At 73.6% G+C, this 21,954-nt stretch carries 19 protein-coding genes and 1 tRNA gene; 6 read left to right on the top strand and 14 right to left on the bottom strand.

All coding sequences use genetic code 11. The features are described 5' to 3' along the window. Positions 1-157: 157 nt before the first annotated feature. Genes ACZ4YY_RS26280 through ACZ4YY_RS26265 form a run of 4 tightly spaced genes read right to left on the bottom strand, consistent with a single transcriptional unit; the run spans position 158 to position 5,109 of the window. Positions 158-1,498, bottom strand: a complete 1,341-nt coding sequence (locus ACZ4YY_RS26280) for an AAA family ATPase (RefSeq protein ID WP_468294921.1) — start codon at positions 1,496-1,498, stop codon at positions 158-160. Then, positions 1,495-3,093 carry a hypothetical protein gene (locus tag ACZ4YY_RS26275; protein ID WP_468294918.1) on the bottom strand — a complete coding sequence of 533 codons (1,599 nt, stop codon included), beginning with the start codon at positions 3,091-3,093 and terminating at the stop codon, positions 1,495-1,497. Before ACZ4YY_RS26275 ends, ACZ4YY_RS26280 begins: the two co-directional genes overlap by 4 nt. Continuing rightward, positions 3,084-4,205, bottom strand: a complete 1,122-nt coding sequence (locus ACZ4YY_RS26270) for a hypothetical protein (RefSeq protein WP_468294914.1) — start codon at positions 4,203-4,205, stop codon at positions 3,084-3,086. Before ACZ4YY_RS26270 ends, ACZ4YY_RS26275 begins: the two co-directional genes overlap by 10 nt. Next, the gene (locus tag ACZ4YY_RS26265) at positions 4,156-5,109 is read right to left on the bottom strand and encodes a phosphatase PAP2 family protein (RefSeq protein WP_468294911.1); all 954 of its coding nucleotides are present in this window, start codon (positions 5,107-5,109) and stop codon (positions 4,156-4,158) included. The genes ACZ4YY_RS26270 and ACZ4YY_RS26265 overlap by 50 nt, the downstream gene beginning before the upstream one ends. Before the next feature lie 194 nt (positions 5,110-5,303). Between ACZ4YY_RS26265 and ACZ4YY_RS26260 the strand changes: the two genes are divergently transcribed. Continuing rightward, complete coding sequence (locus tag ACZ4YY_RS26260; RefSeq protein WP_468294908.1) at positions 5,304-5,915, top strand: histidine phosphatase family protein; 612 nt, start codon at positions 5,304-5,306, stop codon at positions 5,913-5,915. Between the two features lie 60 nt (positions 5,916-5,975). On the opposite strand, the gene ACZ4YY_RS26255 is transcribed toward ACZ4YY_RS26260, so the two are convergent. Beyond that, positions 5,976-7,436, bottom strand: a complete 1,461-nt coding sequence (locus ACZ4YY_RS26255) for a hypothetical protein (protein WP_468294905.1) — start codon at positions 7,434-7,436, stop codon at positions 5,976-5,978. 267 nt (positions 7,437-7,703) lie between these two features. Between ACZ4YY_RS26255 and ACZ4YY_RS26250 the strand changes: the two genes are divergently transcribed. Together ACZ4YY_RS26250 and ACZ4YY_RS26245 are read left to right on the top strand one after the other, a co-directional pair. After that, positions 7,704-8,096, top strand: coding sequence for a hypothetical protein (locus ACZ4YY_RS26250; protein ID WP_468294902.1), 393 nt, complete (start codon positions 7,704-7,706; stop codon positions 8,094-8,096). 359 nt (positions 8,097-8,455) lie between these two features. Beyond that, positions 8,456-9,325, top strand: coding sequence for a spermidine synthase (locus tag ACZ4YY_RS26245; protein WP_468294900.1), 870 nt, complete (start codon positions 8,456-8,458; stop codon positions 9,323-9,325). 188 nt (positions 9,326-9,513) lie between these two features. Here ACZ4YY_RS26245 and ACZ4YY_RS26240 read toward each other — a convergent pair whose 3' ends face one another. Then, positions 9,514-10,038, bottom strand: coding sequence for a hypothetical protein (locus tag ACZ4YY_RS26240; protein ID WP_468294897.1), 525 nt, complete (start codon positions 10,036-10,038; stop codon positions 9,514-9,516). Positions 10,039-10,160: 122 nt separating this feature from the next. Here ACZ4YY_RS26240 and ACZ4YY_RS26235 point away from each other — a divergent pair, with 122 nt between their 5' ends. Further along, the gene (locus ACZ4YY_RS26235; protein WP_468294894.1) at positions 10,161-10,880 is read left to right on the top strand and encodes a response regulator transcription factor; all 720 of its coding nucleotides are present in this window, start codon (positions 10,161-10,163) and stop codon (positions 10,878-10,880) included. Further along, entirely contained in the window at positions 10,877-12,286 is a 1,410-nt protein-coding gene (locus ACZ4YY_RS26230; RefSeq protein ID WP_468294891.1) for a HAMP domain-containing sensor histidine kinase, read from the top strand. The genes ACZ4YY_RS26235 and ACZ4YY_RS26230 overlap by 4 nt, the downstream gene beginning before the upstream one ends. A 253-nt stretch (positions 12,287-12,539) precedes the next feature. On the opposite strand, the gene ACZ4YY_RS26225 is transcribed toward ACZ4YY_RS26230, so the two are convergent. The 4 genes from ACZ4YY_RS26225 to ACZ4YY_RS26210 all read right to left on the bottom strand — a co-directional run bounded on the left by ACZ4YY_RS26225 (position 12,540) and on the right by ACZ4YY_RS26210 (position 17,364). Then, positions 12,540-13,976: a GH1 family beta-glucosidase gene (locus ACZ4YY_RS26225; protein WP_468294888.1), complete on the bottom strand. Its 1,437-nt coding sequence runs from the start codon at positions 13,974-13,976 to the stop codon at positions 12,540-12,542. A 132-nt stretch (positions 13,977-14,108) separates the two neighbouring features. After that, positions 14,109-15,011, bottom strand: coding sequence for a carbohydrate ABC transporter permease (locus ACZ4YY_RS26220; protein WP_468294885.1), 903 nt, complete (start codon positions 15,009-15,011; stop codon positions 14,109-14,111). 11 nt (positions 15,012-15,022) lie between these two features. Beyond that, entirely contained in the window at positions 15,023-16,030 is a 1,008-nt protein-coding gene (locus ACZ4YY_RS26215; RefSeq protein ID WP_468295489.1) for a carbohydrate ABC transporter permease, read from the bottom strand. A gap of 5 nt (positions 16,031-16,035) precedes the next feature. After that, positions 16,036-17,364 carry an ABC transporter substrate-binding protein gene (locus ACZ4YY_RS26210; RefSeq protein WP_468294882.1) on the bottom strand — a complete coding sequence of 443 codons (1,329 nt, stop codon included), beginning with the start codon at positions 17,362-17,364 and terminating at the stop codon, positions 16,036-16,038. 515 nt (positions 17,365-17,879) lie between these two features. Here ACZ4YY_RS26210 and ACZ4YY_RS26205 point away from each other — a divergent pair. Next, entirely contained in the window at positions 17,880-18,935 is a 1,056-nt protein-coding gene (locus ACZ4YY_RS26205; RefSeq protein WP_468294879.1) for a LacI family DNA-binding transcriptional regulator, read from the top strand. A gap of 200 nt (positions 18,936-19,135) precedes the next feature. On the opposite strand, the gene ACZ4YY_RS26200 is transcribed toward ACZ4YY_RS26205, so the two are convergent. The 4 genes from ACZ4YY_RS26200 to orn all read right to left on the bottom strand — a co-directional run bounded on the left by ACZ4YY_RS26200 (position 19,136) and on the right by orn (position 21,503). Further along, complete coding sequence (locus ACZ4YY_RS26200) at positions 19,136-19,675, bottom strand: GNAT family N-acetyltransferase (protein WP_468295485.1); 540 nt, start codon at positions 19,673-19,675, stop codon at positions 19,136-19,138. Between the two features lie 85 nt (positions 19,676-19,760). Next, a complete protein-coding gene (locus tag ACZ4YY_RS26195; protein WP_468294875.1) occupies positions 19,761-20,537 on the bottom strand; it encodes a PASTA domain-containing protein in 777 nt (258 codons plus the stop codon). Positions 20,538-20,710: 173 nt separating this feature from the next. Beyond that, positions 20,711-20,783, bottom strand: a tRNA-His gene (locus ACZ4YY_RS26190). Positions 20,784-20,894: 111 nt separating this feature from the next. After that, positions 20,895-21,503 carry an oligoribonuclease gene (orn, locus tag ACZ4YY_RS26185; RefSeq protein ID WP_468294872.1) on the bottom strand — a complete coding sequence of 203 codons (609 nt, stop codon included), beginning with the start codon at positions 21,501-21,503 and terminating at the stop codon, positions 20,895-20,897. Between the last annotated feature and the right edge of the window lie 451 nt (positions 21,504-21,954).

Below are 21,954 nucleotides of genomic sequence, written 5' to 3'. Positions count from 1 at the left end.
CGGGCGGCGCGGCCCGATCAGGCGCTCATGGTGCAAGGACCCCTCAGCGCGGTGCGATGTCCCCCGCCCGGGCCGTTCGGCCGGCCGCCTCCGGCGGTGTGCCGGACCCCGTCGGCCGGTGGGGTCGTGTGCGGGGGCGGCCGGTGTGCCGGCCGGGTCAGGGCTTCCAGTGCACGCGGTGTTCTCCCAGGTGGGCCAGGACCGCGTGGTTCGCCTCCCAGCCGTCCGGGAACTTCACGATCGTGCCGAGCTGGACCGGTTCGGTGGACGGGTAGTCGTCGAGCAGGTCGCTCACGCCGGCTCGGCACACCACGATGCAGGCGTGCCGGTGGCGGGAGGCGAGGACGCAGAGGCGGCCGGTCTCCAGGTGGAAGGCGGTGGCGTCGGGGCGGCCGGACAGCGGGTGCAGGATCACCGTGACGTCGTACTCCCGGCCCTGGAGCCGGTTCGCCGTGTCGACGGTGACGTCCGTCACGCCCAGCTCCGCCAGCGCCGCACGGACCGCCGCCGCCTGGTCGCGGTGGGCCGTGCCGACGGCGACCCGGTCGGCGGTGAGCGGGGCGGGATCGGGGGAGCGCTCGGAGGTGGCCGCGCCGCCCCGGTCCAGCAGACGCCGTACGACCGCGGCCACCGCCCCCACCGCCTCCGGGTCGGTGCGGGGCGTGTGCCGGGCGGGCAGCTCCAGCAGGCCCCAGCCGGACTCCGCCGCCTCGTCGATCACCCGGTCGAGGGCCGAGCCGTCCGACGGCACGCCGAAGACGAGCCGCCGGTCGCCGTGGCCGGTGCCGCTGCGGAACGGCGTGTACGGGTAGAAGGCGTCCGACACGAGCGGCGCCGCCGACGCCGGCAACCGCCAGGACACCGGCAGCCGGTGCTGGGGCAGCTCCGGGTTGTGTGCCAGCAGCGTCGACACCGCCGAGGCCGACGGGTCGTACGACAGGCCCGCCCACTGCTCGCTGCCCACGATCGCGAACGGGTCCAGCTGCCCCGGGTCACCCACGAACAGCGCCCGTTCGAACAGCCCGGCCACCGCCAGCAGCCCGTCCGACCGCATCTGGTACGCCTCGTCCACGATCGCGTGCCGCCACGGCTCGTCGACCTTCACGTGCGCCCACTTCGCCGCCGTGGAGATCACCACCGGCAGCCCGGCCAGGTCGGACGCCTTCGCCGACGTCCGCACCGCCGGCAGCCCGTCCAGAGCCTTGTCGTACGCGTCTGTGTCACTGCTGTGCAGGCGGCCCACCGGCAGCTCGGGGCTCTTCTCGGCGAGCCGCAGCACCAGGTCGTCGACCTGGGCGTTGGTCTGCGCGACCACCATCAACGGCCGCCCGGCCTCGGCCAGCTCCAGGGCCGCGCGGACGACGAGCGTGGACTTGCCGGCGCCCGGCGGGGAGTCGACGACGACACCCCGCGCGCCGCCGTGCAGCGTGTCGCGCAAGATCGCGTCGGTGGCGCGGCCGGCGGCCGTACCGGGATCGAGGGCGGCCTCGGCGGTCACAGGGTGTCCTCCTCGGTGAGGGGGTCGGCGGCTTCCAGGACCGGTTCGCCCGGCGGCCCGCCGTGCGTCCACGGGGTGTCCTCCGGGTCGGGCAGCTTGGCGCCGCCGCGCTGCTCGTGCTCGAAGAGCGTGAAGCAGACCCGGTCGCCCTTCTCCGGCACCGACCCCTCCTCGGGCTCCTTGCCGCGGCCCATCCTGTCGACGATCCGCAGCACCAGCAGGCCCTCCTCCTCCGCGCCCTCCCGCCCGACGAACTCCGCCGCCTGCGGTTTGCCGCCCAGCGACCGGAACACCCTCACCCGCTCCCCGAGATGCGGCCGGTCGTCGGTACGGACCGTGACCAGCGGGCGGGGACTCGGCCGCCTGCTCTCGCTGTACGCCATGACGACGTCGACGACCTCCCCCGCGAACGCCTCCCCGGCCAGCCGCCGCCCCGCCATCACCAGCGGGTCGTCCAACGCCTCCTGCGCCTCCAGGCGGGCCTGCTCACGCTCGCGCGTGGCGAGTTTGGTCGCGGCCGTCACCGCGTCGTCCCGGCGGGGCTGCGGGGGCTCGCCGGCCAGGACGCGGTCGCGGTGGCCGGTGAACGACCACCGGTCGCGCGTCCACCGCTCCTCGACGTGCGCGGCCTCCGGCAACGCCCGCAGCAGGTCCAGTCCGCGCCACACCGCGTCCCACGTGGGCCGGGTACGGCTGTCGACCAGGACGCGGATCTCCCGCTCGACCGCGGTCAGCGCCCCGAGCCGGTCGTCGGCCTCCAGGCCGTCCTCGGCGGCGGCCAGGGCGGTGCGCGCACGGTCGTAGCGCTCGACGGCCGGGGCGAGCAGCCTGTTGTCGAACGCCGGGTCGGTCGCCGGACCGGCCGGCGGGCACAGCAACTGCCCGTCGGCGTCCCGCGCCAGCTCGGCGTGGAGCGCCGCCTGCGCGCCGGTCGCACCCGCCGGCGGGTCGATCCACGCGAGAAGCGCCCCCAGGTGCTGGTCCTCCAGTTGGGACTGCCCGGTCGCCCAGTGCCGGCCCAGCACCTCCGTCAGCGCCAGCAGCAGCGACGAGCCGGGCACCCGGGCCCGCTCCCCGAAATGCGTCAGCCACCGCCCGAGCAGCGGCACACGCGGCGGCGCGGGGTACGGCGTCTGCGGGTCCTGCTCCGCCGTACGCCGAAAACGCATGGAGCGGCCCAGGAGGCGGACGAGTTCGACGCCCGCGCGGCTCGGCACGACCAGTTGGGGCGCGTCGGCGCACAGTTCGACCTCGACCTTGACCCGCTTGCCGGTCTCCGGGTCGGTCTCGGTGCGCTCGGCGGCCTCGACGGTCTCGGCGCAGGAGTCGATGTACGGCAGGACCACGTCGGCCAGTTCGGCCAGGAACGCGAACCGCTGGTCGCGGTCGCGCGGCTGCGGGACGACCAGCAGCCGGGGCTCGTCCCGGTCGGTGCCGACCAGCGCGCCCAGCGGGGCACCGGCCTCACCGGCGGTGGTCAGCGGCACGAACACCAGCGGCCGCTCCGACAGATGCCGGTGGCGGACGGTCGCGGCCGGCTGGGCGCGACCGGTGGCGACGGCCTCGAGGCGGGCGAGGGTGGCGATCAGCGACACGTCGCCCCCAGGGCCTCGTCGCGCAACCGTGCCGCCCGGCGCAGGGCCGCCACCGCCGGGTCGTCCGGATCGCCGGCCTGCCCGCGCGCGGCCGCCAGCACGTCCTCGACCGTCGCCAGCCCGCCCAGTTCGGCGCGGACCGGGCGGCCCAGGGTCGTCACCGCGCCGGCCGCGCGCGAGCGGTCGCGGCAGTGGAACGCCAGCTCGCACGCGGCCAGGCACTCGGGCGCGTACGTCGCCGGGACCGACTCGACGGCCGCCGTGAGCTGCTCGGCGGGCAGCTCGGGCGAGAAGCAGGTGCCCTCGGGGAGCGCGTCGGCGATGTCCTGGATCCGGGTGAGCCGGGCCAGCTGGCGGGCGGTGACCGCGCGCTGCTTGCGCACGTCCACGGCCGAGGCGGTGGGCAGGTTGGAGAAGTCCTTGGGGCACACCAGCAGCACGCGGTGGCGCACGCGCTGCTCCGCGCCGAGACGGGCGGCGACCTCCTCGAGGGCCAGCACGTACACCGCGGCCTGCCGGGCGGCGGCGCCGACCTTCGCCGGGTCCGCCGAGCCGTCCAGCATCGGGAACGACTTGATCTCCACGACCGTCCAGCGGCCGTCCGGGTGCACCACCACGGCGTCCGGCTCCAGGAAGGCGGGGGAGCCGGCGACGTCGAGCGCGAGCATCGGGTGGTCGAGCAGGGTCCAGGAACCGGCCGCGGCGGTGGCCTCGCGCAACGCCAGCGCGGTCCGCGCCGTACGCCCCTCGGGGCCGATCGCCGACAGGTCGGGGACGCTCGCCCCGGCAGGCGGTTCGGCGCGCGGGTCCAGTCTTTCGTGCACCAGGCGCAGCAGCTCCGCGCCGCCGTCCGCCTTCACCTTCGCCTCGAAGGCGTTGCCGCGCGTGAGGGCGAACTGCGACTGGCCGAAGGACGACGGCGAGCCCAGCGCGTCCGCCAGTGCCGCCTTGTCCACCCCGGCGCCGTCGAGGACGGCGCGGCGCCTGCACCCCGGGTTCGCGGCGAGCGCCGCGAGCGCACGGGCGTCCAGCGCCTTGGCCGGTACGTCGGGACCGCGCAGGTCAGCGAGCCGCTGCCGGAGCGCCGTCCCCCGCGTCCGAGGGGGAGGCACCCGGCTCGGCTCCGGCCCCGACCCGTGACTCGCGCTGCCGTGGAATTCGCTCACCCGTGGAAGTCTGGCATCCGTCACTGACAATCGGGGCCGGAGTGTCCCCGGCGGCGGCCGGGACGGCCGCGACGCGCGCCGCGTTCCACGCCCGGAGCCGGTCCGCCCGGCGCATCACCAGCGGCGCCAGCAGCAGGCCCACGCCCATCACGGCCGCGCCCGCGGCCGCGTCGAGGAAGTAGTGGTTGGCGGTGCCCATCACCACGATCGTCGTCACCAGCGGGTAGACGACGGCCGCCACCTTCGCCGCGCGGGTGCCGCCGTGGCGCCACAGCATCACGCCGCACCACAGCGCCCAGCCGACGTGCAGGCTCGGCATGGCCGCGTACTGGTTGGTCATGCCGCCGAGACCGCGCGGCGCGCTCGCCTCGCCGCCCCACCAGCCCCACGAGCTGTACTGGGCCATCGTGTCCACGAAACCGTGCTCCGCCGCCAGCAGCCGGGGCGGGCAGGTGGGCAGCAGGGTGAAGCCGATCAGACCGATGAAGGTCGACGTCATCAGCCAGGTGCGGGCCGCCCGGTAGTGGACGGCACGGGAGCGGAACAGCCAGACCAGGATGACCGGGGTCACGAGGTAGTGCAGCGACGCGTACCAGAAGTCGGCCGGCACGCCGATCCACGCCTCGTGCGTGAACAGGCGGTTCAGCGGGTGCTCGGCGTTGAGGTACAGGAACTTCTCGATCCGCAGGATCGCCAGGCCGTGGTCGACGGCGGTGTTGACGTCGCCCCGGGCGAGCAGCCGGCCCGCCGAGTAGCAGGCGTAGACCAGCAGGATCAGCGGCAGCTCCGTCCACCAGCGCAGCCGGGTCGGCGCCACCGCCTCGGTGTCCGGTGTCTCGGTCTGCGGCATCCGATCGCCTCCCCCTTCGTATTAGCTGCGGCGCCGATGGCACGGAGGTGCCACCTTACCGACGTTTGTTCGCCCCGTTTCCGACGCCCCGGCTCTCAAAGACGTCGGGAACGCCCGTCGGGTTGCCCCCGACCAGGGTGAGCGATGATGGAGGCGTTCCGCTTCGAATTCCCCGCGATCCCGGAAGGTCACTCATGGCACCGCGCATCCTGCTGGCCCGGCACGGACAGACCGAGTGGTCGCTGTCCGGCAAGCACACCGGCAGGACCGACGTGCCCCTGCTGGAGGAGGGCCGCCGCGGCGCCGAGCTGCTCGGCGAGCGGCTGCACCGGGCGCCGTTCGAGGGCCTGCCCGGCGTCGAGGTCCGCACCAGCCCGCTCTCCCGCGCGCGGGAGACGTGCGAACTGGCGGGCTTCGGCGAGCGGGCCACGTCGTGGGACACGCTCATGGAGTGGCACTACGGCGCCTACGAGGGCATGACCCCCGCCGACATCCAGGCCGTCCGCCCCGGCTGGCTCATCTGGCGCGACGGCGTGCCGGACGGCGAGAGCCTCGCCGAGGTCACCGCGCGCGCCGACGAGGTGGTCGCCTGGGCGCGGGCCGAGGACCGCGACGTCCTGGTCTTCGCCCACGGGCACATCCTCCGCTCCATCGGCGCCCGCTGGCTCGGCATGCCGCTGGACTTCGCGGCCCGCATACGCCTGAACCCGACGTCCCTGTCGGTCCTGGGCTGGGCGTACGGGGAGCCGGCGATCGAGACCTGGAACGACCTGGGGCACCTCGCCCAAGGGGTCCTTGCACTCTGAACGCCTGACCAGACACCACGCGGCCCGGGCGGGCACCGTGCAAGGACCCCTGAGACGCGGTCACCCCGTGTGCGGCGCCGCCGCGTGCCGCTCCAGGAACACCGAGACGCCCGAGGCCCGCCGATGCGGCAGCAGCACCCGCGCGGTCCCCGCCAGCATCGTCTGGATCCGCGACGACTGCACCTGCCCCAGCAGGTCGAGCACCCGCATCCCCGCCGCCGCGGCCTCGTCGGGCCGCCCCCCGCGCGCGAGGTCGTCCGCCAGCTCGGCGGTGTACAGCGCGATGTTCCGGGTGAAGTGAGGGTCCTGCAGCCGCGCCGCCCGCTGGGCGTGCCGGGCCGCGCGGGGCCAGTCGCCCAGCGTGGACCAGCACTGCGCCTCCAGCCCCTCCAGCTCGGCCTCGCCGTAGAAGCTCATCCACTCCGGGTCGGCCTGCGCGGGACCCCGCTCGTACAGGGCCTGGGCGCGGGCGAGGGCCTGCTGGCAGCCGGTGCGGTCGGCGAGCCCCGCCCAGCCGCCGGCCTCGCGCAGCGCGAGCAGCGACATCAGCCGGGGCGAGCCGAGCGGGCGGGCGACCCGCTGTGCGGCCTGCGCCGCCCGCACGGCCTCGCGCGGGCGGCCCGCGTCGCGCGCGAGGAAGGCGGTGTTGCAGAAGGCGTGCGCCTCCAGCGCCTGGTCGCCGTTGACCCGGGCGGTCGCGAGGGCCTCCGCGTAGTGCGAGCGGGCGTCGTCGAAGCGGCCCGAGTCGTGTGCCAGCCAGCCCACGGAGATGGCGAGTTCCCCGGCGCCCGAGTGGAGCCGGTCGGCGGTCGCCTGCCGGGTCGCGCCCGCGTCCAGCAGCGCGTAGGCGGCGCGCAGTGGTGTCGCCGCGCGCCGGTAGAGGCCGTCGGCGCCGTGCCGGTCGTCCAGCAGCCGGATCCTGCGGACCGCCTCTTCGAGGGCGCTCGCCTCGCCCGCCCCGACGCGGCGCACGGGACGTTCCGCCGCCGCTGCGTCCAGGGCGAGCCCCAAGGGTCCCAGCGAGGCGGCGGCCACGGCGGCGCCTCCTCCGGTCATGAATGCGCGACGCAGCACGTCGCTCTCCTCGTGGTTGTGGTGCGTGTCGTACGGGTCCTGCGTGTCATACGGCTCGTACACCCCGCGGCTCTCCTCCGCGCCCCGCGCCGCACCGGTGGTGCGCGCCGGGCTCGTGGAGTGCCCGCAGACCGCGTCCTCGGTGTCGCGCGCCCCTCGTCCGCGGACGGACGAGCGGGGCGCGAACCCCAGATCGGTGAGCGTGCGGCCGGGGAACATGTGCAGGAACACCCGCTCGTACGCGTAGTTGGGGCAGCGGATCTCCCCCGCCTCCACGCGGCCGATGTAGCGCGCGTCACAGCTGACCCGCTCGCCGATCTCCCGGGCCGCCCGCCGCACCAGAGCGGCGAACTCCGCCGGGGAACGCTGTCCGCGCAGCTGCCGGAAGGCGAGGTTGGGCCGTGGTGGTCGGTTGGGCGGGGGTGGGGTCACCGTTGACGACGCCATGGCCGGGTCCTCTCGTGCGAACCGTCGAACCATGCCGGATCCGGGGCGGACCACTCGGTGATGTGAGAGCGATCACCCTTGATTCCAGCGGGCAAGAACGTACCTGCTGTGACCGGGCCGCCACGCAGTGTTTGGCTGCAAACCGGATATCTCGTCCGGGATCTGCCATGAACTGCCATCCTTTGCGGCGGACTTCCGCCGTAGCCGTTGACAGCGTGCCGCGTTGAATCCCGTGGACTGCAAGAGGGCTGCGTGGTGGAGGCCGGGATGGAGACCAGCCGGAGCAACGATCCTGGCGCGGGCGCGCCGACGGTGCGGGCGTGCGACCTCGTGACGGTGCCGACCCGGCACGGGCTGGAGGTGGTCGACATCCTGCGCCGGGGAGCCGTGGACGCGGTGGGCCCCGTCCTCCACGACGACGGGGGAGACACCCTGTGCTTCCTCGTCCCGCCGGGCACCGCGGCCGCGTGGGACGTTCCGGGCAGCACCTGCACGCAGACCGACGGACGGGGACTGAGACTCGACCCCGAGCCCCCGGTCGAGGGCTCGGACTGGCTGGTCCCGCCCGGCGAGGCGGATCTCGCGACGGATCCCGCGGTGCTGCGACGGGCGTTGGGCGAGGCCGCCCGCACGATCGAGGCGGCGGACGGCTGCCGGTGAGCGTCCCGGCCGGCAGCGGTGAGGGAAACGCTCGGCCGCCGCTGGGCGGTCGGCAGCGGTGAGGCGGACGCTCGGCCGCCGTGAGGGCCCAGGGCCGCCGAGGACGGAACCGGTCGGCCGCGGTGAGGGAAGCGCCCGTCCGCCGGTCACGGAATCGCCCGGCCGCGTGAGGGAAACGCCCGGCCGCCGGCGGGGGGGGGGAAACGGCCGGTCGCCGTGGCGCAAGCGCCCGGCCGTCGGTTCCCGGACCGCCCGGCCGCCGGTGCGGGGAACGGCCGGTCGGGGCGGTCGGCCCGGCGTGGGACAGGTATTCGCCCACCGGTCGGCGTCAGGAGGGCGCCGCCTGCGAAAATGCCCGCATGGGAAAGTCCGGGAAGGCCCGCCGCGATCGGGACGCCGACGCCGCGGTCGTCGAGACCGTCGACGGCGGGCTCGCGCAGCTTCTGCCCGACCGGGACCGGGCGCGGGCCTGGACACTGCTCATCGACGGCGCGCCGCAGTCGCACGTGGACCTCGACGACCCGTCGTACCTCTCCTTCGAGTACCAGCGGCGACTCGGTCACGTCATCGACCTCGCCGCGCCGCCCGGCAGACCCCTGCACGTCGTCCACCTCGGCGGCGGTGCCCTCACGCTGGCCCGGTACGTCGCCGCGACCCGCCCCCGCTCTACCCAGCAGGTCGTCGAACGGGACGCGAGCCTCGTCCAACTCGTCCGCCGGGAGCTGCCGTTGGACCCCGGGGCGCGGATCAGGGTCCGGTCCGTCGACGCCCGGGAGGGGCTCGGCAAGGTGCCGGACGGCTGGGCGGACCTCGTCATCGCCGACGTGTTCAGCGGGGCCAGGACACCCGCGCACCTGACCTCCACCGAGTTCCTCGACGAGGTCCGCAGGGCCCTGCGGACCGGCGGGTGCTACGCCGCCAACGTCGCCGACGGCCCGCCGCTCGCCCATCTGCGCGCCCAGATCGCCACCGCCGCGGCCCGATTCCCGGAACTCGCCCTGGTCTCCGACCCGACCGTGCTGCGGGGCAGACGATTCGGCAACGCGGTCCTCGTCGCCTCCGACCTGCCTCTGCCGGTCGCCGAACTGACCCGCAGGGCCGCGAGCGACCCGCACCCCGGGCGCGTCGAACACGGCCGCGCGCTCCTGGACTTCACCGGCGGGGCCGCGCCGGTCGCGGACGTGTCGGCGGTGGCGTCACCGGCTCCACCCCCGACCGCCTTCCGCTGACCCACCGGCCTCGGGCGGTGCCGACCGGACAGCGCACCGGCCTCCACGGGTGCCGACCCCATCGCGCGCCCACCCCGGCGGGTGCCGGCCCCATCGCGGCGTGAGGCCGTCTCCCGAGGTGCCGATCTCCACCAGCGGCGGCCTGCCCGGCTCGGTCGCGTGCCGAACCCCGTCCGCGGCGGCCCGTCTCAGTACGTGCCGATCTCCACCCGCGGCGGCCCGTCGTGCCAGGTGCAGAACACCGACACCCGGTCCGCGCCCGAGGCGAACTCCACCCGGATCCACGTCGGCGTCTTCCACACCTGCATCGACCAGCCCGTGCCCGGCGTGGCCGACACGAGCGTCGCGGAGGTCCGGCCGAGGTCGAAGACGACCCGGCCGCCGTCGGTGTCGTAACTGCGGACCTGCCCGGCGGTGTCGGGGGAGACCGGTGCGCGGGAGGGCGACGGTGACGCCTCGGGCGACCGGCTCGGGCGGCGCGGGGACGGGGTGGCCGACGGCGACGGCGACGGGGCGGGGGTGGGGTCGGCGGCGGACGCCGAGGGCCGTGGCGGCGACTCCCGCGGGGCCGCGTCACCCGCGGTCAGCGGCAGGGCGCGCGGCGGGTCGTACGCGGTGCCCGCCATGACCGTGTGGACCCCCCACCACGAGAGCGTGACCGCCGCGCCCGTGGCGAGCGACCAGGCCAGTACGTGTACGAGTCCGCTGCGCATCGCGGGCCATCTTGCCCCACGTGCCTCACCCGTGGCGCACCCAAGCCTCACCGGTCGTCCACGGGCGCCGAGTTGTCCACAGGCCCGTAGGGGGCTCGATGACATGGCGTACGGTGCGGCGCATGGCAAGTGTGCTCGTGGTCGAGGACGACCAGTTCGTGCGTTCGGCGCTCATCCGGCACCTGACCGACGCGTCGCACACCGTGCGCAGTGTCGGTACGGCGCTGGAGGCGCTGCGCGAGGTCGCCCACTTCCGCTTCGACGTGGTCGTCCTCGACCTGGGGCTGCCCGACCTGGACGGCTCCGAGGCCCTGAAGATGCTGCGCGGCCTCACGGACGTGCCGGTCATCATCGCCACCGCCCGCGACGACGAGGCGGAGATCGTCCGGCTGCTGAACGCGGGCGCGGACGACTACCTGACCAAGCCGTTCTCGGTCGAGCACCTGTCGGCCCGCATGGCGGCCGTGCTGCGCCGCTCGCGCGGCGGCGCGGGGGACGGCCCGGTGTCCACGGTCCTGCGCGTCGGCGGGCTGACCGTCGACCCGCTGCGCCGCCGGGCCGAGCTGGACGGCGTCCGACTCGACCTCACCCGGCGCGAGTTCGACCTGCTGGCCTTCCTCGCCGGCCGGCCCGGGGTCGTCGTGGCGCGGCGGGAACTGCTCGCCGAGGTCTGGCAGCAGTCCTACGGCGACGACCAGACCATCGACGTGCACCTGTCCTGGCTGCGTCGCAAACTGGGCGAGACGGCGGCCAGTCCGCGCTATCTGCACACGCTGCGCGGCGTCGGCGTGACGCTCGAACCGCCCGCGGAGTCCCCGGGAGCGGGAGGGCCGCCGCGATGAGGTGGGCGCTGGTCAAGGTCTGCCTGGCCGTCACCACCATGGTCGTGGTGGCGTTCGCGGTCCCGCTGGGGCTGGTCGTCGAGGAACTGGCCCGTGACCGCGCGTTCTCCAACGCCGAGCGGGAGGCCGCCGTCGTGGTGCCCGCGCTGTCCATCACCACCGACCGCGAACAGCTGGAGCGGGTCGTCGCCTCCGCGGGTTCGGACGACGGGATGGCCGTGCACCTGCCGGCGGGCGAGGGCCGGGCCGCCGTCGACCTCGGCCGGCAACGCGCCGCCGACGGCGACATCGCGGCCGTCCGCGACCTCGGCCGGGCCTCCACCGCCGAGGTGCCCGGTGGATCGGCGCTGCTCCAGCCGGTCGCGCTGAGCCTCGGGACCGCGGTGATCGAGGTGTACGTCCCCGAGTCCGAGGTGAGCAACGGAGTGGGCACGGCCTGGGCGGTGCTCGCCGCGGTCGGCTTCGCGCTGGTCGTGGGGTCGGTCGCGGTCGCCGACCGGCTCGGCGTGCGGATGGTGCGGCCCGCCCGGCGCCTGGCGGAGGGGGCGCACGAACTGGGGGAGGGCAGGCTCGGCGCCCGCGTCCCGGAGGAGGGGCCGACGGAACTGCGGCTGGCGGCGGTCGCGTTCAACTCCATGGCCGACCAGGTCGTGCAGCTGCTGGCGAACGAACGGGAGCTGGCCGCCGACCTGTCGCACCGGCTGCGGACGCCGCTGACCGTGCTGCGGCTCAACGCGGCCTCGCTCGGCGACTCCCCGGCCGCCGAGCAGACCCGGGCCGCGGTCGCCCGGTTGGAGGGCGAGGTCGACACCATCATCCGCACCGCCCGGGAGGCCAGGCCGCAGGCGGCGGCCCCCGGGCCCGGCGCCGGGTGCGACGCGGCGGAGGTCGTGCGGGAACGGATGGCGTTCTGGTCGGCGCTCGCGGAGGACGAGGGCCGCAGGGTGCGGGTGGCCGGGGTCGCCCGGCCGGTGCGCATCCCCGTCGCCCGCGCCGACCTGGCCGCCGCGCTGGACGCCCTGCTGGGCAACGTCTTCCGGCACACCCCCGAGGGGACGGCCTTCGCGGTCGACGTGCACAACGGCGAGGACGCGGTGATCGTCCTCGTGTCGGACGCGGGGCCCGGCATACCCGACCCCGGGGCGGCGATGGCGCGCGGGCGGGGGTCCGGCAGCGCCGGGTCGACCGGGCTCGGGCTGGACATCGTGCGCCGGCTGGCGGAGTCGACGGGCGGGGACGTGCGGATCGGGTCGTCGGTGCTGGGCGGTGCCGAGGTGCGGATATGGATCCAGCTCGACGGGGGGGACGCGCGGGAGTCGGTGCGCAGGGGGCACCGGGGGGCGGTGCGGCGGCGCCGATCGGGCCGCAGGGGCGCGGTCTTCAACCGCTCCCGATCCCTTCCCTGAGCGCGCCCCAAGATCCCCCACTGCCCCCGGGCGGTGCGGTGGTGGCCCGGGAGCCGCACCCGTCGGCGGCGGATCGCTGACACCCCGGCGCACCGGGGCGTGTTGCGAACGTCCCGTCCCGCCCGCGACGCCTGGCACGGCGCCTCGCCGCGTTGTCGGGATACCCGGTACGCGTGTCACCCACGTCCCGGGACAGCACACCCAGGGCGCGGCACGCCCCCACGACGTGCCGCGCCCTTCTCCCCTCCCCGGGTCAGGTGGTCTCGAGGGCCGGCAGGGTGCCCGACTTCGCCGCCCTGGCGTACCAGAGGGCGCTCGACTTCGGGGTGCGGGCCAGGGTGGCGTAGTCGACGTAGACCGCGCCGAACCGCTTGTCGTAGCCGTACGCCCACTCGAAGTTGTCCAGCAGGGACCACAGGAAGTAGCCGCGGACGTCCGCGCCCTCGGCGATCGCGCGGCGGACCGCCCTGAGGTGACCGTGCAGGTAGGCGATGCGCTCGGGGTCGTGGACGCGGCCGTCGGAGTCGGGCTTGTCGTCGTAGGCCGCGCCGTTCTCGGTGATGTAGAGGGGCAGACCCGGGGCCAGCTTCGCGTAGCGCATGATCAGGTCGTGCAGGCCGGTCGGGTCGACCGTCCAGCCCATCTCCGTGCGGTCGCCCGGGGTCTGGTGGAAGGCGACGTCGTCCGCGCCCGGCCAGGGGGTGTGGTCGCTGGAGCCGTGGCCGTCGGCGCGCGGGGCCCTCGGGTCGGCGTCCGCCGCCGAGACGAGGGTCGGCGTGTAGTAGTTCAGGCCCAGCGCGTCCAGCGGCTGGTTGATGGTGCGCAGGTCGCCGTCGAGGACGTACGACCAGTCCGTGAGCGTGGAGGTCGCCGACAGCAGCGTCTCCGGGTAGGCGCCGCGCAGGATCGGGCCGTGGAAGACGCCGTTGGCCAGGTCGTCGATCTTCTGGACCGCCGCCAGGTCGCCGGGCGTCTGCGAGAGCGGCCGCACCACCGAGGAGTTGAGGCTGATCGCCACCGAGTTGCGGGCCGGCATCACCGAGCGCAGCGCCGTCGCGCCCAGGCCGTGCGCCAGGTTGAGGTGGTGCGCGGCGCGCAGGGATGCCACCGGGTCCGTACGGCCGGGCGCGTGCACGCCGGACGCGTAGCCGAGGAACGCGCTGCACCACGGCTCGTTCAGCGTGATCCAGTGCTCCACCCGGTCGCCGAGCGCCTCCCCGACGATCTGCGCGTACTCGGCGAACCGGTACGCCGTGTCGCGCTCCGGCCAGCCGCCCGCGTCCTCCAGCTCCTGCGGGAGGTCCCAGTGGTAGAGGGTGACCGCCGGCTTGATGCCCTTGGAGAGCAGCTCGTCGACCAGACGGCGGTAGAAGTCCAGGCCCACCTGGACCGCCGGCCCCCGTCCGGTCGGCTGGACCCGCGACCAGGAGACGGAGAAGCGGTACGCCGACAGGCCCAGCTCCGCCATCAGCGCGACGTCCTCGCGGTAGCGGTGGTAGTGGTCGACAGCGATGTCACCGGTCTCGCCGCCGACCGTCTTGCCCGGCGTATGGCTGAAGGTGTCCCAGATCGACGGGGTGCGGCCGTCCTCCCGCACCGCCCCCTCGATCTGGTACGCGGACGTCGCGGCGCCCCAGAGGAAGGCGGGGGGGAAGGTGACCGGGGTGGCCGACTGTGCGGACTCGGACATGGAAGCGCTCCCGTGGGTGGTCGTCGAGGTCGTCGAGACCGACGAGGTTGGGGGGAAGTAGTGCGAGAAGGGGGCCGGGGCGGCGGTGACCCGACCCCCTGGAGAACTGCGTCACGGGGACGGCGGCGGGCCTCAGCCCTTCACCGCGCCCTGCATGATGCCGCCCACGATCTGCTTGCCGAAGATCGCGAAGACCAGCAGCAGCGGCAGCGTGCCCAGCAGCGCGCCGGCCATGATCAGGGACTGGTCGGGCGTGTACCCGCGGCCGAGACCCGCGACCGCCACCTGCACGGTCGGGTTGCCGGTCTGGCTCAGCACCAGGAACGGCCACAGGAAGTCGTTCCACGTCTGGACGAACATCAGCATGCCGAGCACCGCCATCGCGGGCCGCGCCGCGGGGAACACCACGTGCCACACCACGCGCCAGCTGCTCGCGCCGTCGACCCGGGCCGCCTCGATGATCTCGTCCGGCAGCGCCTGGATCAGGTACTGCCGCATGAAGAACACCCCGAACGCGCTCACCAGCGACGGCAGGATCACCGCCTGGAGCTGGTCGGTCCACTCCAGCTTGGCGACCATCATGTACAGCGGGATCACGCTCAGCTGCGGCGGCACCATCATCGTCCCGATGACGATCAGCATCATCGCGCCCCGGCCCTTGAACCGCAGCTTGGCGAAGGCGAACCCGGCGATCGTGGAGAGGAGGACGATCGTCGCGGCCGACGTCCCGGCCACGATCGTCGTGTTCACGAACGCGGTGCCCAGGTTGGCGTCGTTCCAGGCCACGTCCAGGTTGTGGAAGAGGTTCGAGCCGAACCAGAACGGCGGCGGCGTCTGCGCCAGCCGGCTGTTGTCGCGGGACGCGGCGATCGCCGTCCACACCAGCGGGAACAGCGAGCCGATGGTGAACAGGGCCAGGATCACGTAGGCGACCGGCCCGGCGTGCAGTGTGCCGCCGGCCCGGGCCGACTTGGGCCGCCGGACGGAACCGGGCTTCTTCACGGTCGTATCCGGCGGAGTCGTTGTCGTCGTCACGGCCGTACTCCTTAACTACTGGCGCGCAGCCGGCGCGAGATGACGTAGTTGACGATGCCGATCACGATCAGGATCAGGAACATCGTCCAGGCGATCGCGGAGGCCCGGCCCAGGTGCTGGTTCACCCAGCCCTGCTCGTACAGGTACAGGCCCAGGGTCTGGAACTGGTGCTCCGCACCGCCCGAGGCGCCCTTGTTCGCGTCGAACAGCAGCGGCTCGCCGAACACCTGGCTCGCGCCGATCGTCGAGACGACCACCGTGAACAGGATCGTGGGCCGCAGCGACGGCAGTGTCACGTGGAGGAACTGCTGCCAGCGGCTCGCGCCGTCCAGCGCCGCCGACTCGTACAGGTCCTGCGGGATCGCCTGCATCGCCGCCAGGTAGATCAGCGCGTTGTAGCCGGTCCACCGCCAGACGATGATGGAGGACACCGCGATCTGCGACGGCCACTTGTCGTTCTGCCAGTCGACCGGGTCGATGCCGACCATGTCGAGCACCCAGTTGATCATGCCGTAGTCGCGCCCGAACAACAGCACGAACACCAGCGAGGCGGCCGCGATGGACGTCGCGTACGGCGCGAGCATCACGACCCGGTAGAAGGTCGAGGCGCGCAGCTTGTAGTTGAGGATGTGGGCGAGACCCATCGCCATCAGCAGCTGCGGCACGGTCGAGATGATCCCGATCGTCAGCGTGTTCCTCGCCGCGTTCCAGAAGAAGTCGTCGTCGAAGATCCGGGTGTAGTTGCGCAGCCCCACCCAGTTCATGTCGGTGGGGGCGGTCATCTCCACCTGGTGCAGCGACGCCCAGCCCGTGTAGACCAGCGGGAACAGGCCGAAGGCGAGGAACAGCAGGAAGAACGGCGAGACGAAGGCGTACGGGCTCCAGCGGAGGTCGCGCTGCCAGCGGCGGGAGAGCCGGGTCCGGCGCCGCTGCTCCGCCTCCGTGAGGGCGGGCCGGCGGCCCGGGGCCGCGCCCCCCTCCTTCACGGGGGGCGCGGCGGTGTCATGGCGGGTGGCCATACGGGTCACTTGTCCAGGTTGTTGTCGATGGTCTTGGTCGCCGTCTTCCAGGCCTCCCCCGGCGACTTGCCCTTCGTCACGAGGATGACGCCGTTGTCCGACAGGCCCTGCTGGATGATCTGGTCCTTCGGGCCGATCACCTGGACCGGGGCGGACTTCGCGGCCTCGGCGAAGATCGTGCCGATGTTGGCGTCACCGGTCATCTCGTTCTTCGCGCCGGTGACTTCGGGCATCGTGTACGCGCTCGGCGCGCTCGGGAAGGAGCCCTGCACCTTGAACAGCTTGGCCTGCTGCTCGGGCGCCGTCAGCCAGGCGACCAGCTTCTCGGCCTCCTTCACGTTCTTGCCGCTGGAGGGCACGGAGAGGAAGGAACCGCCCCAGTTGCCGGACTTCGGCGCCACCGCGACGGCCCACTTGCCGAAGGCCTCCGGCTTGGACTTGCCCTTCAGGGTGCCGAGCATCCACGGCGGGCACGCGATGGTGGCGAACTTGTTGTTCGAGATCGTCTGGTCCCAGGACGGCTGGAACTGCGTCTGCGCCTGGACCAGGCCCTTCTGGGCGGCCTCCGCGGTCAGGTCGAAGGCGGCCTTGACGGCCGGGTTCGACTTGTAGATGACCTCGCCGGAGGAGTTGTAGAACTTCTCCTTCTCACTGCTGAGGATCGCGTTGATCAGGCCGCCGGGGGAGTCCATGAAGAAGGTGCCCTGGGGGGCCTTCGCCTTGTACTGCTCGCCGACCGAGACGAACTTCTTCCAGTCGCCCGCCCACAGCTTGCCCACCTCGGCGGGGTCGGTGGGAAGACCGGCCTGCTGGAAGAGGTCCGTGCGGTAGCACAGCGCCATCGGGCCGACGTCGGTGCCGAGACCGATCGTCTTGCCGTCCTTCGTCGTGGCCTGCGCCCACTTCCAGTCCAGCCAGTTGCTCTTGTTCACGCCCGAAACCTTGGACATGTCCTGGAGCTTGGCGCTCTGGGTGGCGGTGACCTCGGCGATGTTGGCGACTTCGACGGCCTGGACGTCCTGCAGACCGCTGTTGGTGGTCAGGTGGTTGACGAGCGCCGGGTAGTAGTTCTCGTTCCGCTCGATGACGGTCTCGGCGATCTTGATGGTCGGGTTGAGCTTCTCGTACTCGGCGTAGAGGCCGGCCTCCTTGAAGCCCATCGTGCCGAAAAGGCCCAGCGTGATCGTGGTCTTGCCCTTGGCGTCGCCGGACGACGATCCGCCGGACCCCTCCTTGCCTCCGTCGTCGGCACAGCCGGCCAGCAGCCCGGCGCCCAGTGTTGCGACGGTCGCCAGGACCACCACCCGACGGGAGGTTCGGGTACGTGCTCGCATTGCGTCCTCCTGTTGCCCTGACGTGCCGACCCCCCGGCCAACTGCATGGTTGGGCCCGTTAGTTTCTCGCTGCGGCTCGGGCGGGGAACGTGCGGGATGTGTATGTGTCAGGTACCGTGGGAGCGCTCCCACAAGTGATGTGTTGAAGAGTCGTCGGTTCGGGCGGGGGTGTCAAGGGTGGGAGCGCGGAGAGATGCGTTCAGTTATCTGCCCGTTAACTAACTCCGGGACCGGCCCTTTTCGGCCGCCCGGCGGGGGCGCAGATTCCGCTCGGGGGCGCGTCGGTCCGCGATGTCGGACGGCATGCCGGTCGGGGCTGCGGCCGGTGCTCCGGCGGGAGTCCGGTCCGAGGTGCCGGCCGGTGCGTCCGGCGGTGCTTCGGTGCAGTGTGCATGCGGTGCCCCCTGGATGTCCCCGGACCGGAGTCCCACAGCCGCCCCGGTGACGGTCATCAGAACAGGCGGGACTGTTAGATTCCAGGCCAGCGTGATGACGACGTCGGGAAGGCGGAGCCCATGGCAAGCCACGGAGCGCGGGGCCGGAGCGGTGGCCGGCCCACCCTCGAGGAAGTGGCCGCACGCGCCGGTGTCGGCCGGGGCACGGTCTCGCGGGTCATCAACGGCTCGCCCCGGGTCAGCGACGCGACCCGCGCGGCGGTGGAGGCGGCCGTCGCCGAACTCGGGTACGTCCCCAACACCGCGGCCCGCGCCCTCGCCGCCAACCGCACGGACGCGATCGCCCTAGTCGTCCCCGAGCCGGAGACGCGGTTCTTCTCGGAACCGTACTTCTCGGACATGCTGCGCGGTGTCGGCGCCGAACTCTCCGACACCGAGATGCAGTTGCTGCTGATCTTCGCGGGCAGCGACCGCGAACGGCAGCGGCTCGCGCAGTACCTGGCGGCCCACCGGGTGGACGGCGTCCTGCTGGTCTCCGTCCACGCGGACGACCCCCTGCCCGACCTGCTGGTCCAGCTGGAGATCCCGGCGGTGATCAGCGGCCCTCGCTCGGCCGCCGAGACGCTGCCCTCCGTCGACTCCGACAACTACGGCGGTGCCCGCTCGGCCGTCGAGCACCTGCTCGCGCGCGGCCGCGGGCGCATCGCCCACATCACCGGCCGCCTCGACGTCTACGGCGCCCAGCGCCGCGTCGACGGCTACCGCGACGCGCTGCGCGACGCCGGGTACGCGGTGGACGAGGCCCTGATCGAGCCCGGTGACTTCACCGAGGAGGGCGGCCGCCGCGCGATGCACGACCTCCTCGCCCGCGACCCCTCCCTCGACGCGGTGTTCGCCGGCTCCGACGTCATGGCGGCCGGTGCCCGCCAGGCGCTCCGCGAGGCGGGCCGCCGCATCCCGGACGACGTGGCGCTGGTCGGCTACGACGACTCGGCCATCGCCCGCCACATGGACCCGCCCCTCACCAGCGTCCGCCAGCCCATCGAGGAGATGGGCCGCCGCATGCTGGACCTCCTGCTCACCGAGATCGCGGACCGTCGTCCGGCGGTGTCCCGGGGGCTGGAGCGCAGGCAGGTGGTGCTGGCGACGGAGCTGGCGGAGCGGGCGTCGTCGTAGGGGTGGTCACGGCCGGGCGCGCGCCGTCGCGCACGTCGGGCGGACGCCGGTGCCGGGCGGACGCCGGTGCCGGCCGTGCCGCGACCGGCGGCCGGTGACGCACCGGACGACGCCGGCTCGTCGCCTTCGTCCCGGTCCCGTCCGCGGTGACACCCCGGCCCTCCGCGCGAACGGCACCGCACCCGCGCCGACGGCCGTCCTCACCCGCTTGGCGAAGCGCCCCTGCCGCGACCGGACACGGTCGTCCGCCACCGCACCTCCCCGTCCTGTTCCTCCTCCGTCGGTGACAGTCCCGCCGAGCGGGCCACGGCGGCCGAGGCGTGGTGGGCGGGGTGGATGTGGGCGACGATCTCGTGGACGGGGTGGGTCCGCAGCCACGCGACGAGGGCGCGGGCCGCTTCGCAGGCGTAGCCGTGGCCCTGCCAGGGAGTGCCGACGACCCAGGCGATCTCGGCCGTGGCGCCCTCGACGACGGTCGCCTGGACGGTGCCGATGAGCCGGGGGTCGGCGCGCGGGCGCAGAACCCAGTTGCACCAGGAGACGGACGGGTCGGGGGAGCCGGCGACGAGGCGGGTGTAGCGGGCGCGCAGCGCCTCGGGGCCGTCGGGCGTGCCGCCGACGAAGGTGTGCAGGGCCGGGTCGGACAGGACGACGGCCATCTCCTCCGCGTGGTCGACGCGCAGGGGGAGGAGGTCGAGTCGGGGGGTGCGGATCGGCTCGGGCCGCAGAGGGTGAGGGATGGCGGTCTCCCCGGGTCGGCGTGCGCGGGCCCGGCCGCGCGGGTGCGGGCCGGACCGGGCCGGAGGGCGGATCGTGGACGAGGGGTCAGCAGGTCTCTTCGAACTTGACCGCCGTGAAGGTCACGGGCTGCCCGTCGAGCTCGGCACCGGCCGCGGGATTCTGGGTGCAGACCTTCCAGTTGGACTCGACGATGACGAGACGGTCGTCTCCGGAGGCGTCGTCGACGGTGATGCCGGTGCTGCCGTCGAGGGTCTGACGGGCGACCTTGACGGACTTGCCCACGAAGTCGGGCATCGTCGCGCCGGCCTCCTCGACGGTGCCCGCGTCCTTGGCCGGGCAGGTCTCCTCCAGCTTGACCGCGCCGAAGTCCACTTCGGTGTCGGTGGGGTGCTCGCCCGTCGCCGGGGTCTGCGAACAGACCTTCCAGTTGCGGTCGAGTGCCTGCATGCGGCCGCGACCGAGCGCGTCGTGCGAGGTCAGGTGGTAGAACCCGGCGGCCTGGGCCTGGTCCTGGGCGGACTGCAGGCCCTTGCCCCTCATGTCGGGCAGGCTCGCGCTCTCGGTCTTCTCGGCCTTCGGCGTGGCCGGCCGGGTGTCCTCCGGGGTGGCGGCTTCCGGGGTCGCGGGAGCGCTGCTCCCGGCGGCGACGCTCGTGTCGGCGCCGTTCGCGGAGGTGCCCTTGCCGTCGTCGTCCGTGTCGCCGACGGCGGCGCCGATGATCGTGACGGCGACGAACAGGGCGAAGACGCCCAGGCAGCCGAAGCCGACGATCTTTCCGGGGGAGGTCTTCTTCGGCGCGGGCGGCGGGCCCCACAGCGGCTGGTGGGGCGTTCCGTTCCCGGGTCGGTGGTGCTGGCTCATGGTCTCCCCGAGGCGTTGACGGTGATGTGCGCCTTTACGACTCGTGGAGAGGTTGTGTGGTTGCGGCATTCGGCGGGATTCACCTGAACGTGATCTTCTTGGCGGCCGCTGCCGGAGGGGCACAAGCAATCAGGGGCTGACCCGCTTTCACGGATCAGCCCCTGATCGACAAGGGTGAGTGACGGGACTCGAACCCGCGGCATCCTGGACCACAACCAGGTGCTCTACCAGCTGAGCTACACCCACCATGACCGGCGGCTGGGAACTTTTGCTTTCCCTGACCGGCCGAGAAAAAGTGTACAGGGTCCGAAGGGGTGCTCGCGCACGGCTTTCACGGCGCCCCTTCGCGGGCCCCTCTCACACGCCCTGAGCAGGCAGCACGTGCTTGGCGGCGATCGTCTTCGCCGTGTCGGAGTCCGGCCCGGGCTGGGGGACGAAGATGGCCTCGCGGTAGTAGCGCAGTTCGGCGATGGACTCGCGGATGTCGGCGAGGGCGCGGTGGTTGCCGTTCTTCTCGGGGCTGTTGAAGTACGCCCGCGGGTACCAGCGTCGGGCCAGTTCCTTGACCGAGGAGACGTCGACGATGCGGTAGTGGAGGTAGTCCTCCAGGGCTGGCATGTCCCGCACCAGGAAGCCGCGGTCCGTGCCGACGGAGTTGCCGCACAGGGGAGCCTTGCCGGGTTCCTTGACGTGCTCGCGCACGTAGGCCAGGACCTGCGCCTCGGCGTCGGCCAGGGTCGTGCCGTCGGCGAGTTCGTCGAGCAGGCCGGACGCGGTGTGCATCTGACGCACCACCTCCGGCATCGTCTCCAGCGCGGATTCCGGCGGCCGGATGACGATGTCCACACCCTCGCCCAGCACGTTCAGCTCGGAGTCCGTGACGAGGGCGGCCACCTCGATGAGCGCGTCGTCCGACAGCGAGAGGCCGGTCATCTCGCAGTCGATCCACACCATGCGATCGTTCATGCGTCCAACCCTACGGGGAGGCGGCGCCGGCTGAGCCGGGTGTGCCGTGAGGATGTTCACGGGGGGTCGTGTGCGTCCGCGCCGGCCGTACCGCGACTCGCCGCCCCGGCCCCCCGCTGACGGTCCTGAACGGGTCTCGCCTCCGAGCACCGCGGGACGACCCCACATGCCGCGGACCGGTGTCGGCAGGCCGGGGGAGCGGGCCTCTTGAGGCGGACCGGTGTCGGCAGGCCGGGGGAGGCTTGAGGCGGAGACCGGTGTCGGAGGGCCGGGGGCGGGCCGCACGACACGGGCCGGTGTCGGCGGGCGGCGCGGGGCGGCTCGCCCGCCGACGGCGAAGGGGGGGGGGGGGGGGGGGTTGGGCTCCCCCCCCCCCCCCCCCATTCCCCTGGATCACACCCCACCACACTCCCCCCGCAGGCGCTCCCCCTGAACCACATCAACCCTGCCT

The sequence above is a fragment of the Streptomyces sp. NPDC030143 genome, from assembly GCF_055573695.1.
Note: the sequence above shows the minus strand (reverse complement) of the source record. Positions and strands in the feature narration are given on the sequence as shown.

Coding starts and splice junctions, on each gene's coding strand:
- ACZ4YY_RS26265 (WP_468294911.1), bottom strand. CDS start 5,109: ATGCCGCAGACCGAGACACCGGACACCGAGGCGGTGGCGCCGACCCGG.
- ACZ4YY_RS26260 (WP_468294908.1), top strand. CDS start 5,304: ATGGCACCGCGCATCCTGCTGGCCCGGCACGGACAGACCGAGTGGTCG.
- ACZ4YY_RS26255 (WP_468294905.1), bottom strand. CDS start 7,436: ATGGCGTCGTCAACGGTGACCCCACCCCCGCCCAACCGACCACCACGG.
- ACZ4YY_RS26250 (WP_468294902.1), top strand. CDS start 7,704: ATGGAGACCAGCCGGAGCAACGATCCTGGCGCGGGCGCGCCGACGGTG.
- ACZ4YY_RS26245 (WP_468294900.1), top strand. CDS start 8,456: ATGGGAAAGTCCGGGAAGGCCCGCCGCGATCGGGACGCCGACGCCGCG.
- ACZ4YY_RS26240 (WP_468294897.1), bottom strand. CDS start 10,038: ATGCGCAGCGGACTCGTACACGTACTGGCCTGGTCGCTCGCCACGGGC.
- ACZ4YY_RS26235 (WP_468294894.1), top strand. CDS start 10,161: ATGGCAAGTGTGCTCGTGGTCGAGGACGACCAGTTCGTGCGTTCGGCG.
- ACZ4YY_RS26230 (WP_468294891.1), top strand. CDS start 10,877: ATGAGGTGGGCGCTGGTCAAGGTCTGCCTGGCCGTCACCACCATGGTC.
- ACZ4YY_RS26225 (WP_468294888.1), bottom strand. CDS start 13,976: ATGTCCGAGTCCGCACAGTCGGCCACCCCGGTCACCTTCCCCCCCGCC.
- ACZ4YY_RS26215 (WP_468295489.1), bottom strand. CDS start 16,030: ATGGCCACCCGCCATGACACCGCCGCGCCCCCCGTGAAGGAGGGGGGC.
- ACZ4YY_RS26210 (WP_468294882.1), bottom strand. CDS start 17,364: ATGCGAGCACGTACCCGAACCTCCCGTCGGGTGGTGGTCCTGGCGACC.
- ACZ4YY_RS26205 (WP_468294879.1), top strand. CDS start 17,880: ATGGCAAGCCACGGAGCGCGGGGCCGGAGCGGTGGCCGGCCCACCCTC.
- ACZ4YY_RS26195 (WP_468294875.1), bottom strand. CDS start 20,537: ATGAGCCAGCACCACCGACCCGGGAACGGAACGCCCCACCAGCCGCTG.
- orn (WP_468294872.1), bottom strand. CDS start 21,503: ATGAACGATCGCATGGTGTGGATCGACTGCGAGATGACCGGCCTCTCG.